The organism is Phytobacter sp. SCO41 (genome assembly GCF_003073275.1).
GTDB classification, from domain to species: domain Bacteria; phylum Pseudomonadota; class Gammaproteobacteria; order Enterobacterales; family Enterobacteriaceae; genus Phytobacter; species Phytobacter diazotrophicus.
The window spans coordinates 5489384-5504426 of sequence record NZ_CP027225.1 but is presented as its reverse complement, the minus strand read 5'-3'; the positions used below and the strand labels follow the sequence as shown (position 1 = coordinate 5504426).

General features: G+C 56.8%; 13 protein-coding genes. 4 read left to right on the top strand and 9 right to left on the bottom strand.

Going from position 1 to position 15043, the window contains the following annotated elements; translation table 11 throughout:
- Window positions 1–109: 109 nt before the first annotated feature.
- The 9 genes from rhaM to rhaB form a co-directional block, all read right to left on the bottom strand.
- A complete protein-coding gene (gene rhaM / locus C5523_RS26705) occupies window positions 110–424 on the bottom strand; it encodes an L-rhamnose mutarotase (RefSeq protein WP_108702245.1) in 315 nt (104 codons plus the stop codon).
- Window positions 421–1569, bottom strand: a complete 1149-nt coding sequence (fucO, locus tag C5523_RS26700) for a lactaldehyde reductase (protein WP_039077330.1) — start codon at window positions 1567–1569, stop codon at window positions 421–423. The genes rhaM and fucO overlap by 4 nt, the downstream gene beginning before the upstream one ends.
- Before the next feature lie 648 nt (window positions 1570–2217).
- Window positions 2218–3222, bottom strand: coding sequence for an ABC transporter permease (locus C5523_RS26695; protein ID WP_107223608.1), 1005 nt, complete (start codon window positions 3220–3222; stop codon window positions 2218–2220).
- Window positions 3219–4223, bottom strand: coding sequence for an ABC transporter permease (locus C5523_RS26690; protein ID WP_039077328.1), 1005 nt, complete (start codon window positions 4221–4223; stop codon window positions 3219–3221). The genes C5523_RS26695 and C5523_RS26690 overlap by 4 nt, the downstream gene beginning before the upstream one ends.
- Window positions 4223–5734 (bottom strand): sugar ABC transporter ATP-binding protein, encoded by a 1512-nt coding sequence (locus tag C5523_RS26685; protein ID WP_039077385.1) that lies wholly within the window; start codon window positions 5732–5734, stop codon window positions 4223–4225. Before C5523_RS26685 ends, C5523_RS26690 begins: the two co-directional genes overlap by 1 nt.
- Window positions 5735–5842: 108 nt before the next feature.
- Window positions 5843–6829, bottom strand: a complete 987-nt coding sequence (gene rhaS / locus C5523_RS26680; protein WP_071194790.1) for a rhamnose ABC transporter substrate-binding protein — start codon at window positions 6827–6829, stop codon at window positions 5843–5845.
- Between the two features lie 210 nt (window positions 6830–7039).
- Entirely contained in the window at window positions 7040–7870 is an 831-nt protein-coding gene (gene rhaD / locus C5523_RS26675) for a rhamnulose-1-phosphate aldolase (protein ID WP_039077326.1), read from the bottom strand.
- Between the two features lie 167 nt (window positions 7871–8037).
- On the bottom strand, window positions 8038–9297 hold the full coding sequence (gene rhaA, locus C5523_RS26670) for an L-rhamnose isomerase (protein WP_039077325.1): 1260 nt from the start codon (window positions 9295–9297) through the stop codon (window positions 8038–8040).
- The gene (gene rhaB, locus C5523_RS26665) at window positions 9294–10763 is read right to left on the bottom strand and encodes a rhamnulokinase (RefSeq protein WP_108702244.1); all 1470 of its coding nucleotides are present in this window, start codon (window positions 10761–10763) and stop codon (window positions 9294–9296) included. The genes rhaA and rhaB overlap by 4 nt, the downstream gene beginning before the upstream one ends.
- A 303-nt stretch (window positions 10764–11066) precedes the next feature.
- On the opposite strand from rhaB, the gene rhaS (C5523_RS26660) reads away from it, so the two are divergent.
- The 4 genes from rhaS (C5523_RS26660) (at window position 11067) to kdgT (ending at window position 15002) form a co-directional block, all read left to right on the top strand.
- Window positions 11067–11903 (top strand): HTH-type transcriptional activator RhaS, encoded by an 837-nt coding sequence (gene rhaS, locus C5523_RS26660; RefSeq protein ID WP_039077323.1) that lies wholly within the window; start codon window positions 11067–11069, stop codon window positions 11901–11903.
- Between the two features lie 79 nt (window positions 11904–11982).
- Window positions 11983–12831 carry an HTH-type transcriptional activator RhaR gene (gene rhaR / locus C5523_RS26655; RefSeq protein ID WP_039077322.1) on the top strand — a complete coding sequence of 283 codons (849 nt, stop codon included), beginning with the start codon at window positions 11983–11985 and terminating at the stop codon, window positions 12829–12831.
- A 312-nt stretch (window positions 12832–13143) separates the two neighbouring features.
- Window positions 13144–13764, top strand: coding sequence for a superoxide dismutase [Mn] (gene sodA / locus C5523_RS26650; RefSeq protein ID WP_039077321.1), 621 nt, complete (start codon window positions 13144–13146; stop codon window positions 13762–13764).
- 254 nt (window positions 13765–14018) lie between these two features.
- Window positions 14019–15002, top strand: a complete 984-nt coding sequence (gene kdgT, locus C5523_RS26645; protein ID WP_039077320.1) for a 2-keto-3-deoxygluconate transporter — start codon at window positions 14019–14021, stop codon at window positions 15000–15002.
- Window positions 15003–15043: the final 41 nt, after the last annotated feature.

Sequence of the window (15043 nt, the reverse complement as noted above, 5' to 3'; positions counted from 1 at the left end):
CAGCCGCCGGGCTTTTTTTATTCGCTTGACCCTTCCTGAACGCGTTTGCCGGCGGCCTACAAAACGACGGTTTCGCATAATAGCTCCCCCTGCGGGGAGCTATCACGTTTTACGCCAGGTAAAACACCTCTTTCAGCTCTGCGCTCACCGGGCTGTTGTCCGGGTTGGAGGGCATCACATCGCGCATGTGCTTCCACCAGCGCTGGCACACCTCGGTGTTGGCCACCGCGTTCCAGCGCTCTTCGGACTCAATTTCTAGCGTCGCGAACAATAGGTTACGTTCTTTATCGAGATAAATCGCGTAATGGTGCGCGCCATGCGCTTTCAGCACCGCCTCCAGCTCGGGCCAGATAGGGCTATGGCGACGTTCATACTCTTCGTGTGCATCGGGGTTAACCTGCATCACAAAGGCCTTGCGGATCATAATGCCTCCAGGTAGAGCTCGCGGACTTCGTCGCGGCTTGCGGTGCGTGGGTTGCACGGCGCGCAGGGGTCTGCCAGCGCTTTGTCCAGCCAGCCTTCGATATCCTCTTTGGTGACGCCCAGTTTACTGAAACCAGACGGAATACCCACGCGCGCGCTGAGATCGCGAATCGCCTGAATAGCCGCCATGCTCGCCGCTTCGTCGCTCATGCCACGGGTATCAACCCCCATCGCCTGCGCGACGCGCGCGAAACGTGCCACGGCATTCGGGCGGTTAAAGTTTTCGATGATCGGCAGCAGGATGGCGTTACAGACGCCGTGCGGCAGGTTGTGAGTTGCACCCGGCTGGTGGGCGAGGGCATGCACCAGGCCAAGACCGGCACTGTTAAATGCCATCCCCGCCAGGTACTGGCCAAAGGCCATTTGTTCGCGTGCTTCCAGGTTGTGGCCATCATCGACGGCTTTCGGTAGCCACAGGTTGATCAGGCGAATGGCTTCCAGCGCATTGGCGTCGGTCAGTGGATGGGCGCCAATGGAGACAAAGGCTTCAACCGCGTGGGTCAGGGCGTCCATACCGGTTGCGGCAGTGACAGAGGCCGGGATTTCCAGCATCACGCTGGCATCGTCCACGGCAATATCCGGGATGATATTCGGGTCGATGATGACCTCTTTCACCTGGCGGGCGGAGTCGATGATAACCGCGTTGCTGGTCATCTCAGCGGCGGTTCCGGCGGTGGTGTTGATGGCAACCAGGGGGACGCCCGCGTTTTTCACTTTGCCCACGCCGGAATAGGCGGTGGACGGGCCTGGGTTGGCGGTGAGGATTTTCACGGCTTTCGCGGTGTCGATCGGGCTACCGCCGCCGAAGGCGATAACGTAATCGCAGCCCGCGGCTTTGTACGCCGCATAGCCTTTTTGCACCAACTCTTCGGTCGGGTTCGGGAAAACCTCATCGAACAGGTGATACGCCATCTGGTGCGCTTTCAGCGCCGCAAACAGGCTATCGAGCAGGCCGAGTTTGACCAGTTGACCGTCGGTGACAATCAGCGCTTTACCCCACTGTTTGCCTGCGACCAGGTTGACCATATCGCCGATTGCGCCCGCGCCATGCAGGCTGATTTTGGGAAGGGCTAACATAAAGCTCATCATATTCTCCTTAACATTGATTTTGGTAAATCCTGTTCCCCTCACCCTAACCCTCTCCCCAAAGGGGCGAGGGGACTGCCCGGTGCGGTCCAGTACACGGGAGCCAAACAACGGCTCAGCGCGGTTTCACCCTCTCCGCAAAGGGGCGAGGGGACTGTCCGGTGCGGCCCAGTGCACGGGAGCCAAACAACGGCTCCGCGCGGTTATCACCCTCTCTCCAAAGGGGCGAGGGGACTGTCCGGTACGGCCCCGTGCACGGGAGCCAAACAACGGCTCCGCGCGGTTATCACCCTCTCTCTAAAGGGGCGAGAGGACTGTCCGGTGCGGCCCAGTGCACGGGAGCCAAACAACGGCTCAGCGCGGTTTCACCCTCTCCCTAAAGGGGCGAGAGGACTGTCCGGTACGGCCCAGTGCACGGGAGCCAAACAACGGCTCAGCGCGGTTTTCACTCTCTCCCCAAAGGGACGAGGGGACTGTCCGGTGCGGCCCAGTGCACGGGAGCTAAACAACGGCTCAGCGCGGTTTTCACCCTCTCCCCAAAGGGGCGAGAGGACTGTCCGGTGCGGCCCAGTGCACGGGAGCCAAACAACGGCTCAGCGCGGTTTTCACCCTCTCCCCTTTGGGGAGAGGGCAGGGGTGAGGGGCAAATTAAATGCGCCTGCGCTGCATAATCCGGCGGTAAATAATCGGCAGTGAAATCACCACGATCAGCATCGCGCCGACGATAATCGACATCACAATCCCCGGTACATTGAGCAGGCTCAGACCAAAGGTCACCAGCCCCATCAGGAAGGCGGCAATCACCACGCCCACCATGCTGCCGGAACCACCAAGAATATTGACGCCGCCCAGCACCGCCATCGTTACTACCGCCAGTTCCCAGCCCATGGCAATCGTCGGGCGGGTACTGCCCAAACGCGAAGTGAGCAGCACAGACGCCAGACCTGCCATCAGGCCCACCAGCGCGAACAGAATCAGGTTGTGGCGTTTCACATTGATACCGGAATACCACGCGCCGGTTGGGTTATTGCCGATGGCGTAAGTGCGGCGACCAAAGTTGGTGCGGTGCAAGACAAAGGCGAAGACTGCGGCAAGCACAATAAACAGCGCAAACTCGAAGGACAGCGCGCCGAAGACATAGCCCTGGCCGAACCAGGCGAAGCTCTCCGGATACGCATTGAGCGCCTGATCGCCGAGCAGGATGTAAGTGATGCCGCGGTACAGACTCATGGTGCCGATGGTGATAACGATGGAGGAGAGGTTAAAACGCGTCACCAGGAAGCCATTGAACAAGCCGCACAGCAACCCCACGCCCAGCCCCACGCAGACCAGCAGTGCGGTATCCATACCTGCGGCGGCGCAAAAGCCCATTACCGTTGAGCTGAGCGCCATGGTGGAGGCCACCGACAGGTCAATCTCACGGGCAATAATCAGCATCGCCATTGGCAACACGATGATCGCTTTTTCCGTGAAGTTGAAGGTCGCGTCGGACAAGTTCCAGATATTAAGGAAATAGGGTGACGCCAGGGCGTTAGCGATAAACACCGCGAGGGTCACCGCCAGCAAAAAGCCTTCCCAGCACATCAGACGCTGCCAGAACGGGGTGGCGGCGGGAACGCTTTTCATGGCGTCGGAAGTCAGCATTTTTGTCATGATTTCACCGCCAGTTTTTGTCGGGCCAGGGCCGCATCGCGCAGGATTAAACGCCCTTTACGCTTGTTGCCACGTTCATTGAGCAGAACCGCAATGACAATCACCGAACCGGAAATCGCCATCTGCCAGAAGGGGGAAATACCGATGACCGGTAGCGCATTGTTGATAACGCCAAGGAACAGCGCGCCCAACAAACATCCCAGCACGCGGCCTGTGCCGCCCATGGTGCTGATGCCGCCAATCACACAGGCTGCCACGACCTGCAGTTCAAAACCGTTAGCCACATCGACATACGCCACGGCGAAGCGGGAAATCCACAAATAACCACAGAACCCCGCCAGCGCGCCGGACAGGCAGAAACTGACGAACTGCATTTTCCCGGCGTTGATCCCGGTGTAATACGCCGCCGTGGCGTTGCCGCCTGCGGTGTAGAGTGCGCGCCCTGTCCGGCTGTAGCGCAGGAAGTAACCCACCACAAACAGCGCGGCGATGGCGCACCAGCTCAGCAACGGCAACCCGAGCAGCGACGAGCGTGGCAGACCGAGGAAATCGGCGCTCATCTGGTGGGAGTTAATCCAGCCGCCGTCGGAGAGCAAAAAGATGATGCCGCGATAGATGCTCATCGTGCCGAGCGTCACCACAATCGCCGGAATCCCCATCTTCCAGACCAGCAGGCCGTTGATGATGCCCATCACCAGACCGAGCGCGGTGGCCAGAATTAGCAGCGCCCAGACCGGAATATCCGGATGGTGGAAGTTGAGCAGCGCGACGATCATCCCGGTCAGCGCGAGGTTGGCTGCCATCGACAAATCAATGCCTTTGGTCAGCAGAACCATCATCTGCCCAAGCGCGAGGATGATAAGAATAGAGGTGTCGTTAAACATCTCCACCAGGTTGCCGGGGCCGATAAATGACGGCACGCGGCTGCCGATGGCGAGCACCATCAGCACGATAACCCCGCCCAGCAGGGCCTCGCGGTGTTTCAGGAGTTGTTGCCACATTATGCTGCCTCCTTACCGGCGCCGCTGGCAGCGCTGACGATGGTTTCCGCCGTGGCTTCGCCGGCCTGATATTCAGCGACCATGAGCCCTTCGTGCATCACGATGATCCGGTCAGCCATGCCCATCACTTCCGGCAGTTCCGAGGAGACCATAATCACCGCCAGCCCGTGGGAGACCAGTTCGGACATAAACTGGTGTACCGCTGCTTTCGAGCCGATATCGATGCCTTTGGTCGGTTCGTCGAGGATAATCACGTCCGGGTGGGTGGCGAGCCATTTGCCGATCACCACCTTCTGTTGGTTACCGCCAGAGAGGGTTTCGACCGCCTGTTTCCAGCTAAAGGCTTTCACCTGCAGTCGTTTGGCGTATTCGTCCGCCAGCGCCCACTCTTTGGCGTCGTTGAGCACGCCATTGGGGTTGAGTTTGCTAAGCTGCGGCAGGCTGATGTTCTGGGCGATAGGCAATTCAATAATCGCCCCCTGCTTTTGCCGCTCTTCCGGCACACAGACAATCCCGGCCTGAATGGCATCGGCGGGCTGCTTGAAATGGACCGCTTTGCCGTTAAGGACTATCTCGCCCGAAGACGGGCGCGAGACGCCGGAAAGCGCCTGCATCAGTTCGGTACGACCGGCGCCCACCAGACCGTAGAAGCCGAGGATCTCCCCTTTACGCAAAGAGAAATCAATATGGGCAAATTCGGTCGGGTGGCATAGGTCTTTGACTTCCAGCACCGTTTCGCCCATCTCGCAGGCCACTTTCGGGTAGGTCTGGGTAATGGAACGCCCTACCATCATCGCCACCATCCGTTCTTCGGTGATCTCCTGCATGGCGCCGGAGCCGATCCATACGCCGTCGCGCAGAATGGTGTAGTGATCCGCCAGTTCGAAGATTTCATCAAACTTGTGCGAGATAAACAGAATGGCTTTACCCTCTTGTTTTAAACGCTCAACGATTTGATAAAACTCCAGAATCTCGTGCTGTGAGAGGGCGGCGGTCGGTTCGTCGAGGATGACCACCTGTGCTTCAAACGACAGCGCACGGGCAATCGCCACCATATGGCGCTGGGCGATACTCAGCGTCTTGAGCGTGGCGCGTGGATCAATCTGCACTTCCAGGCGGGTCAGAATATCCCGCGCTTTCTGGTGCATGGCAGGCCAGTCGAGCTTTTTCAGCAGGCCTTTATAGATGTACTGACCAACGAAAATATTCTCCGTGACGGACAGTTCGTCGAACAGCACGGTTTCCTGGTGTATGGCGGTAATCCCCACCTTATGCGCTGATTCCGGGGTCGGAAGCTGGATGGGAATAGCTTTGTAGAGAATTTCGCCCTCTTCAGGCTGGTAAATACCGGTCATGACTTTGACCAGCGTGGACTTGCCCGCGCCATTTTCACCGATAAGCGCGGTGACTTTGCCGGGCCAGAGGTCGAGCTGTACGTTCTCAAGGGCACGCACACCAGGGAAAACCTTGGTGATGCCTTTGAGCGACAGCAGGGGTGTGGATGCCGTCATGATGTTCTCCATAAAATTCCCCCTCACCCTAACCCTCTCCCCAAAGGGGCGAGGGGACAAACACCCCCTCTCCCTTTCAGGGAGAGGGCCGGGGTGAGGGTATTGGGATTAGAAAATTTTCGAGAACTTATCAATGTTGCTGGCGTCGTAGACGAACGGCTCTGCCATTGCGCCGTTGCCGTCAGCATCCAGCTTCACTTTGCCGAGCTTGCCCATATTGGCCTCGGTTTTCGTCGCTGTCCCTTTCACCAGATCGTCTGCCAGATAAGTAGCGGCATAGCCCAGATCGATCGGGTTCCAGATAGCGAAGCTTTTCGTTGCCCCGGATTTGACTGCACCCGCCATTTCAGACGGCAGGCCCAGACCCGTTACGTACACTTTGCCGATTTTGCCCTGGTCTTTCACCGCCTGCGCGGCGGCCACGATGCCCACCGATGACGGGGAGACAATCACTTTCAGATCCGGGTACGATTTCAGCAGACCCACCGCTTCGCGGTAGCTCTTATCAGACAGATCGTCGCCATAGGCAACGGTCACCAGATTGACGGACGGGTACTTCGGCAGCACCTTTTTCATCTCTTCAATCCAGATATTCTGGTTGGTAGAGGTCGGGGTGGCGCTCAGAATAGCCACATCCCCTTTCTCCACATTCAGCGCTTTTAACGCATCAACGGCCAGCTTGACGTTGGTTTCACCAATCAGGGCGTTATTGGACGGGTTCAGGTGGATCTGACGACCCGCTTTCGCCACGCCGGAATCCCAGGAGACCACTTTGATGCCACGCTGCATGGCTTTTTTCAGTACCGGCACCACGGCATCGGGATCGTTGGCGGAAATCGCGATCGCGTCCACGCCCTGAGCGATCAGGCCGTTAAGCACTTCGATCTGTGCTTCTGCGGTGGTGGTGGTTGGGCCGGTATAGATGACTTTTACATCGCCTAACTCTTTGGCGGCTTCCTGCGCGCCTGTGTTTGCTGCTTCAAAAAAACCATTTCCCAATGATTTCGCCACGAGAGCGATTTTGACTTCTGCTAATGCGGAACCGGACAACGCCAGGGCGGCAACGGTGAGGATCAAGCTTGCTTTAATTTTCATTGCTTTTACTCCACTGAGTTAGATTCCCGTCGTCTTTCACATTGCAGGTGCGTTGGCGTTCTCACGAACCCCAGTCACTTACTCTTGTAAGCTCCTGGGGATTCGCTGCGACGCCGCCTTCCTGCACTGCGAAATCCATAGGGAATAGATTGTTTGCAGGTAACAGAGTTTCCCCTTCGGATCGTTGCCCGAAGGGGTTATAGGACGTTCTTACTGGTACAGCTCTAATGCACTTGCCAGCGGAGTGACGCCAAAGCGTTTACCCAGGGCAATCAGTTCTTCACGGGTGATGGTCTGCTTCATACCGCCCATCGAATAGACTTTCACCAGTACTTCTGCCGACTTCTCGGCGGTGTCGATCAGACCAAACGCTTCGTCCAGTGTCGGGCCACTGCCAAAGACGCCGTGGAATGGCCACAGCACCAGCGAATGCTTGCTCATCTCTTTCGCGGTGGCCTGGCCGATTTCATCGGTACCCGGCACCATCCATGGCAGAATGCCGACGCCATCCGGGAAGACCACCAGACACTCGGTACTGCCTTCCCACAGCTTGCGGGTAATAAGATCGGTCGTGTTTTCCAGTACATAGGTCAGCGCGATCAGGTTCGTGGCATGGCAATGCATGATGACACGATCTTTGCCGTTGGTAGCTTTGATGCGTTCACAGTGTGACAGGAAGTGCGCCGGCAGCTCAGAGGTTGGCACCGCGTCGTTCGTCAGCCCCCACAGGATGTGGTAGCCTGCGCCGTCGCTGTCCACTTTGACCACGCCGAGGTTAGCGGCCGGGTCGAGCTGGACGTTACGGAAGAATTTACCGGAACCGGTGACGATAAACGCGGTGTTCGCCAGTAACGGCATTGGCTGACTGAGCGCGATATAGCGCGGTTCGGCGTGGAAATCGGCTTCGTACGGGGCAATATCAGCCGCGTCCAGACGCAGCGTCAGGTTGCCGCCGTTGCGTTCGTCCCAGCCTTTCAGCCAGGCATCGCTGGTGGCTTTGATCATGCCCTGAGTGAACCAGGCGTTAATAATGTTCTGCATAGTGTTTTGGTTCCTTTAATTCGGTGCGGGGTTCTCCCCTCACCCTAACCCTCTCCCCAAAGGGGCGAGGGAACTGTTTGGTTTTCTCCCTCTCTGCCCAAAGGGGGGAAGGAACTGTTCGGTTTTCTCCCTCTCCCTTCAAGGGAGAGGGCCGGGGTGAGGGTCAATCACCCGCGTAGACTCAATACATCTTTCTCATACGCCCGCACGCTCTCCAGCCACTGGCTACCGGCCGGGGTGTCATGACGCTGACAATACATTTCCCACACGGCCTGCCACGGTAAGCATTTCTGCTCTTCCAGCAGCGCCAGACGGGCGGTGTAATCGCCATCGGCTTCCAGTTGACGCAACTGTTCGGTCGGCTCCAGCAGGGCGCGCAGCAGGGCTTTTTTCATGTTGCGGGTGCCGATAACCCATGCGGCGATACGGTTGATAGAGGCGTCGAAGAAATCCAGGCCGATGTGCACGCGGTCAAACAGGTTGTGACGAATAATCTCGCTGGCGATGGCCTGCGTTTCATCATCCAGCAGCACCACATGGTCGCTGTCCCAGCGCACCGGGCGGCTGACGTGCAGCAGCAGGCGCGGCACATACAGCATGGCGGCGGAAATCTTGTCGGAAATGACTTCGGTCGGGTGGAAGTGCCCCGCATCCAGACACAGAGCCGTCTGGCGGCTGGTGGCGTAACCCATATAGAACTCGTTTGAGCCCACGGTGTAGCTTTCAGCGCCGATGCCGAACAGTTTGCTTTCAACGGCGTCGATGTGATGCGCCAGATCGAACTTCTCACTCAGCGCTTCGTCCAGCGCATCCATCAGACGTTTGCGCGGCGCCAGGCGATCAACGGTGACATCTTTCATGCCGTCCGGTACCCAGATATTCATTACCGATGGCGTGCCCAGTTGCTCGCCAAAGTACGCCGAGATGCGGCGGCTGGCTTTCACGTGGTCAATCCAGAACTGGCGAATGTCATCGTTCGCGTGAGAGAGGGTGAAGCCGTCTGCGCTCATCGGGTGTGAAAAACAGGACGGATTGAAATCCAGACCCAGTTTGTTGGCTTTTGCCCACTCAACCCAGTTTTTGAAGTGCTCAGGCTTGATCGCGTCACGACTGACCGATGGACCCGCTTCGTGGTACATCGCGTGCAAGTTAAGGCGCTTCGGACCGGGGATGAGGCTCAGGGCCTGCTCCAGATCGGCGCGCAACTCCTGAGGGTTACGTGCCTTGCCCGGATAGTTGCCGGTCGCCTGGATACCGCCGGTGAGGGCGCCTTCCGGGTTTTCAAAACCGGCGACATCATCGCCCTGCCAGCAGTGCATGGAAACCGGCAGCCTGTCGAGCTGGCGCAGGGCCTCTTCGACATCAATGCCTACAGCGGCAAAGCGCTGTTTAGCGAGTTCCCAGGCGTGTTCAAGTTGAGTGGTCATGCGCAAAGCTCCTTTGTCTGTCGTTTCTGCTGAAACCGCACGACGTTGCGGGCAATTTCATTGTCAGGATTGGGTGTAAAGGTGGTCAGCGCGTAACTCGCGGCAACCACGTCACGGAAAGTGTCGACACTGCTCAGTTCGTTCAGCGTCATGAGTTGTACGCCGATATTGCCCAGCGTGGAGGCTTCAATCGGGCCCGCGATGACGGGCAGGCCGCAGGCATCGGCACAGAGCTGGTTTAAGAGCTGGTTCTGGCAGCCGCCACCAACGATATGCAACTGGGTAAAGGGTTGACCACGCAGGTCCGCCAGTTCACCGAGAATGTCTGCATACAGCAGCGCCAGGCTGTCGAAAATGCAGCGTGCCAGTTCGGCGTCGCTCTGCGGTACCGGCTGGTTGCTTTCCCGGCAGGCGGACTGGATCTCTTCGCACATGTTCTGCGGATTGATAAAGCGCTCGTCGTTTGGGTTAATCACGAAACGACAGGAGGGCAGCGCGCGAGCCCCGGCGATCAGAGCGGGCAAATCGGTAATGTCGCGCTCTTTCAGAACGCGTTGCAGCAGCCACAGCCCCATGATGTTTTTCAACACGCGATAGCGCCCTTCCGCCCCGCCTTCGTTGGTGATATTGGCGGCCAGCGCCTCGTCGCTGGTGTAGGGCGTGGTACTTTCAAAGCCCATCAGCGACCAGGTGCCGGAAGAGAGATAGGCGGCACTGGCATTTTTCAGCGGTGAAGCGATGACCGCGCTGGCGGTATCGTGGCTGGCGACAGCAACCACCGGAATATCGGTGCCCTGCGGGCTTTGCCAGTGGCCAATCACATTGCCCGGATGGGTCGGTGTACCGAACCAGGAGGCGGGCACGCCCGCCCAGTTGAGCAGCGTGGTATCCCAGTTATCGCTGTCGATGTTCACCAGTTGCGTGGTGGTGGCGTTGGTGTATTCCCAGTTCAGATTGCCAGTCAGACGAAAACTGAAATAGTCGGGTATCAGCAGCGCATGGTCGGCAGCGGCCACGATTTCCGGCTGTTGCTGGGCCAGCGCGCGCAACTGATAGAGCGTATTAAAGGGTAAAAACTGAATGCCGCTGCGACGGTAAATATCGGCTTTGCCTGGCTGCTCAAAGGCAGTGGCCATGATGCCATCCGTGCGATGGTCGCGGTAAGAGACCGGTAAGCCAACACGCTTACCCTGTTTGTCGATCAAAACATAATCCACACCCCAGGTATCGATACCGATACTGTCGATGGTGACACCCTGCGCACAGGCTTTTTCCAGACCCAGGCGAATTTCATCTTCCAGGGTATCGATATCCCAGCAGTCGAAACCGTTGTTTTTTTCCAGGTAGTTGGCGAAGCGATGAACTTCACGCAGCGTGAGCGTTCGCTGTTCTGTCGCGTAGCAGGCCAGCATTACACGCCCGCTGGAGGCGCCTAAATCAACGGCGACACAATGGCGAAATGTCATGATGGGGTCCTTGTGAGAGTTATTGCCCCCAGTCTAAAAAAAGGACCTCGCGGTAACCTTCTTGTTAATGACACCCCCTGGAAGTGGCTGGCAAGAAAGCAAAGATGAAAGTGAGGAAGTTCACAGTTTCTGATAAACCCGTGTGGTTTGCGGGGTGTGACCAGGGCGACAATTCCTGAACTTTCCGACCCTTTCTTGAAAATCTGACAGGCTTTACCTGTTTTGCGGTCAAAAATTCAAGGTGCGAATTGCCGTGCTTAATTACTATTTTGAGAACACTTCTCATTGGTATGTGAGGCAATCATGACCGTATTACACAGCGTGGATTTCTTCCCTTCTGGCACAACGCCTGTCGCTATTGAGCCGCGTCTGCCACAGGCTGCGTTTCCGGAACATCATCATGATTTTCACGAAATTGTGATTGTTGAACACGGGACCGGCATCCATGTTTTTAATGGGCAGTCCTATACCATCAGTGGGGGAACCGTCTGCTTTGTCCGCGACCACGACAGACACCTATATGAACATACTGACAATCTGTGCCTGACCAATGTGCTCTATCGTTCGCCGGATGCGTTTACGTTTCTGGCGGGGTTGAACGCGCTGCTGCCGCAGGAGCAAGACGGGCACTATCCGTCGCACTGGCGCGTCAACCAGTGCGTACTGCAACAGGTACGTGAGATCATCGGCCAGATGGAAGCAGTGGGTGAGGAGATGGACATGGCGACCGCAGCCAATCGTGAAATCCTGTTTATGCAGTTGCTGGTTCTGCTGCGTAAAAGCAGCCTGGCGGAAGGAGCGATGAGTAATGATGCGCGCCTCAATCAGCTGATCTCCTGGCTTGAAGATCACTTTGCCGAAGAGGTCTGCTGGGAGTCGCTGGCGGATCAGTTCACCCTGTCGCTGCGCACATTGCACCGTCAACTAAAGCAATATACCGGCCTGACGCCGCAGCGTTATCTCAACCGGCTGCGTCTGATTAAGGCGCGCCATATGCTGCGCCACAGCGATGATAGCGTTACAGATATCGCTTTTCGCTGCGGTTTCGGCGACAGTAACCACTTTTCTACCCTGTTTCGCCGGGAATTCGACTGGTCCCCGCGCGATATTCGCCAGGGGCGCGATGTGCAACTGCAATAGCGGTAACGAGAAGGCTATCACCGATTTTTCGCCGAAAATCAGCTAATAGTTATCGGTTGTCTTCGGCCGAGGTGATGTTGTGGGAAGCCAGTTAATTCTTCGTAAAGCGGATTTTTTCCCCCGGGCGGGGCAGGCGGTGGCGGTGGCGGACCGCTATCCGCAAAATGTATTTGCCGAACATACTCACGAGTTTTGCGAACTGGTGCTGGTCTGGCGCGGCAACGGTTTGCATATCCTCAATGACCGTCCCTACCGCATTACCCGTGGCGATCTGTTTTATATCCGCGCGGAAGACAAACACTCCTACGCCTCCGTCAACGATTTGGTGCTGCAAAATATCATCTACTGTCCGGACCGTCTGACCCTTAATCTCGATTGGGCGGGGCATATTCCAGGGCTGAGCGGCGAAGAGTGGACGCCGCACTGGCGTCTGGGGAGCACCGGCATGGCCCAGGCAAGACAGGTCATCACCCAACTGGAGCAAGAGAGCACCAAAGCCGATGCGCTGGCAAACAATATGGCCGAGGTGCTCTTCGCCCAACTGGTGATGACGCTCACACGCCATCGTTTTGCGGTCGACAACCTGGCCGCCACCCATAGCGAAGCCCTGCTCGATAAGTTGATTACCGCGCTTACGGGCAGCCTTAATCGCACTTTCATGCTGGAGCGTTTCTGCGATCAGGAGCAGTGCAGTGAGCGTGCGCTGCGCCAACAATTTCGCGCGCAAACCGGAATGACCATCAATAATTACCTGCGTCAGTTGCGTATTTGCCATGCACAGTATCTGTTGCAGCACACGGAATTGCTGATTGGTGAAGTGTCTACGCGCTGCGGCTTTGAAGACAGTAACTATTTCTCGGTCGTTTTTACCCGCGAAACTGGCATGACGCCCAGCCAGTGGCGACAGCGTCGTAACGAAGCGGCTTAGGAAGGGCTTGTTCTGCGATAACACAGGACACGTACACCGGCCCATTGCCAGCCACTGATCCCCCGCTTTGATGCTCCACCGTTTTTATGATGGCCAGTTAACCAGTCACTTCATTTGTGTGTAGCGTTGGGCGATTTTTTTCGTCCGTCGTTGCGCTATCCCTCTCGTCGGCACGGGTTCATAACAGAATGTTATAACCATATTAAAACTACGGCATTGATAAACATTTTCAATATCATTTAACTAACTATAATGAACCAACTGATTACGCGGCGTTAACATACCTGCCGCCCGACAATAATGGAGATTAGTATGAGCTATACACTGCCATCCCTGCCTTACGCGTACGATGCACTTGAACCTCATTTCGACAAGCAGACGATGGAAATCCATCACACTAAACACCACCAGACTTATGTAAACAATGCGAACGCAGCGCTGGAAAGCCTGCCAGAATTCGCCAGTCTGTCTGCTGAAGAGCTGATCACCAAACTGGACCAACTGCCGGCTGACAAAAAAACCGTACTGCGTAACAACGCGGGCGGCCATGCTAACCACAGCTTCTTCTGGAAAGGCCTGAAAAAAGGCACCACCCTGCAGGGCGACCTGAAAGCGGCTATCGAACGTGACTTCGGTTCCGTTGACAACTTCAAAGCTGAATTCGAAAAAGCAGCGGCTACCCGCTTTGGTTCTGGCTGGGCGTGGCTGGTGCTGAAAGGCGACAAACTGGCTGTGGTGTCTACTGCTAACCAGGACTCCCCGCTGATGGGTGAAGCGATTTCCGGCGCATCCGGCTTCCCGATCGTGGGCCTGGACGTGTGGGAACACGCTTACTACCTGAAATTCCAGAACCGCCGCCCGGACTACATCAAAGAGTTCTGGAACGTGGTGAACTGGGATGAAGCGGCGGCACGTTTTGCTGCGAAGAAATAATTTCATTTAGCCCGTTCTTACGGGCAAACCAGGCCCCTGCTGGCATCGTCAGCGGGGGTTTTTTATGTCTGTTGGTCAGTCCCTGAAATCAAAAGAAACATATATCCAATAAAAATGAAATATTGTTTTGATTTTGTATGGGGGATCACTTTTCTGAGTGTGACGACGCTCTAACATTTTGCCATCAGCGCTGGAAACGCCCGCTCAGAGGGGCGTGATGGCGCACAAAACTCACTGTTTTTACAGGTGGCGATATGCAAATCAAACGTGCAATTGAAAAAATCCCGGGTGGGATGATGCTGGTTCCTCTGTTTCTTGGGGCGCTGTGCCATACGTTTTCACCGGGGGCCGGGAAGTACTTTGGCTCCTTCACGAACGGCATGATCACCGGCACCGTACCGATTCTGGCGGTGTGGTTTTTCTGCATGGGCGCGTCGATTAAGCTCAGCGCGACCGGGACGGTGCTGCGTAAGTCGGGCACGCTGGTGGTGACCAAAATCGCGGTGGCCTGGGTGGTTGCGGCGGTAACCTCGCATTTGATTCCTGCTCACGGTGTAGAGGCGGGCTTCTTTGCCGGGCTGTCGACGCTGGCGCTGGTGGCTTCGATGGACATGACCAATGGCGGTCTGTACGCCTCCATCATGCAACAGTACGGCACCAAGGAAGAGGCCGGGGCGTTTGTGTTGATGTCCCTTGAGTCTGGCCCGCTGATGACGATGGTGATTCTGGGAACGGCGGGTATCGCTTCTTTTGAACCGCACGTATTTGTCGGCGCGGTGCTGCCCTTCCTGATTGGCTTCGGGCTGGGTAACCTCGACCCCGAATTACGGGAATTTTTTACCCGCGCGGTGCAGACGCTGATCCCCTTCTTTGCCTTTGCGCTTGGGAACACTATCGATCTCAGCGTTATCGCCCAGACCGGCCTGCTCGGAATTCTGCTTGGGCTGGCGGTGATTGTGATTACTGGCATCCCATTGATTATTGCCGATAAAGTCCTGGGTGGCGGGGACGGTACCGCTGGGCTTGCTGCCTCCAGCTCCGCCGGTGCGGCGGTGGCCACACCGGTATTGATTGCCGAGATGGTGCCAGAGTTTAAAGCAATGGCGCCTGCCGCGACCGCGCTGGTGGCGACATCGGTGATTGTGACCTCTATTCTGGTGCCGATTCTGACTTCTCTCTGGTCACGAAAAGTAAAAGGGCATGCTGCGGTAGCGGATTTGCGCGGTGCGGTAAAATAGCGCTGCGGTTTAAAAGAGAAACCGGCCTTTTCAGGCCGGTT

Coding starts and splice junctions, on each gene's coding strand:
- C5523_RS26690 (WP_039077328.1), bottom strand. CDS start 4,223: ATGTGGCAACAACTCCTGAAACACCGCGAGGCCCTGCTGGGCGGGGTT.
- rhaA (WP_039077325.1), bottom strand. CDS start 9,297: ATGACCACTCAACTTGAACACGCCTGGGAACTCGCTAAACAGCGCTTT.
- kdgT (WP_039077320.1), top strand. CDS start 14,019: ATGCAAATCAAACGTGCAATTGAAAAAATCCCGGGTGGGATGATGCTG.
- rhaD (WP_039077326.1), bottom strand. CDS start 7,870: ATGCAGAACATTATTAACGCCTGGTTCACTCAGGGCATGATCAAAGCC.
- rhaM (WP_108702245.1), bottom strand. CDS start 424: ATGATCCGCAAGGCCTTTGTGATGCAGGTTAACCCCGATGCACACGAA.
- rhaS (WP_039077323.1), top strand. CDS start 11,067: ATGACCGTATTACACAGCGTGGATTTCTTCCCTTCTGGCACAACGCCT.
- rhaS (WP_071194790.1), bottom strand. CDS start 6,829: ATGAAAATTAAAGCAAGCTTGATCCTCACCGTTGCCGCCCTGGCGTTG.
- fucO (WP_039077330.1), bottom strand. CDS start 1,569: ATGAGCTTTATGTTAGCCCTTCCCAAAATCAGCCTGCATGGCGCGGGC.
- C5523_RS26695 (WP_107223608.1), bottom strand. CDS start 3,222: ATGACAAAAATGCTGACTTCCGACGCCATGAAAAGCGTTCCCGCCGCC.
- sodA (WP_039077321.1), top strand. CDS start 13,144: ATGAGCTATACACTGCCATCCCTGCCTTACGCGTACGATGCACTTGAA.
- rhaB (WP_108702244.1), bottom strand. CDS start 10,763: ATGACATTTCGCCATTGTGTCGCCGTTGATTTAGGCGCCTCCAGCGGG.
- C5523_RS26685 (WP_039077385.1), bottom strand. CDS start 5,734: ATGACGGCATCCACACCCCTGCTGTCGCTCAAAGGCATCACCAAGGTT.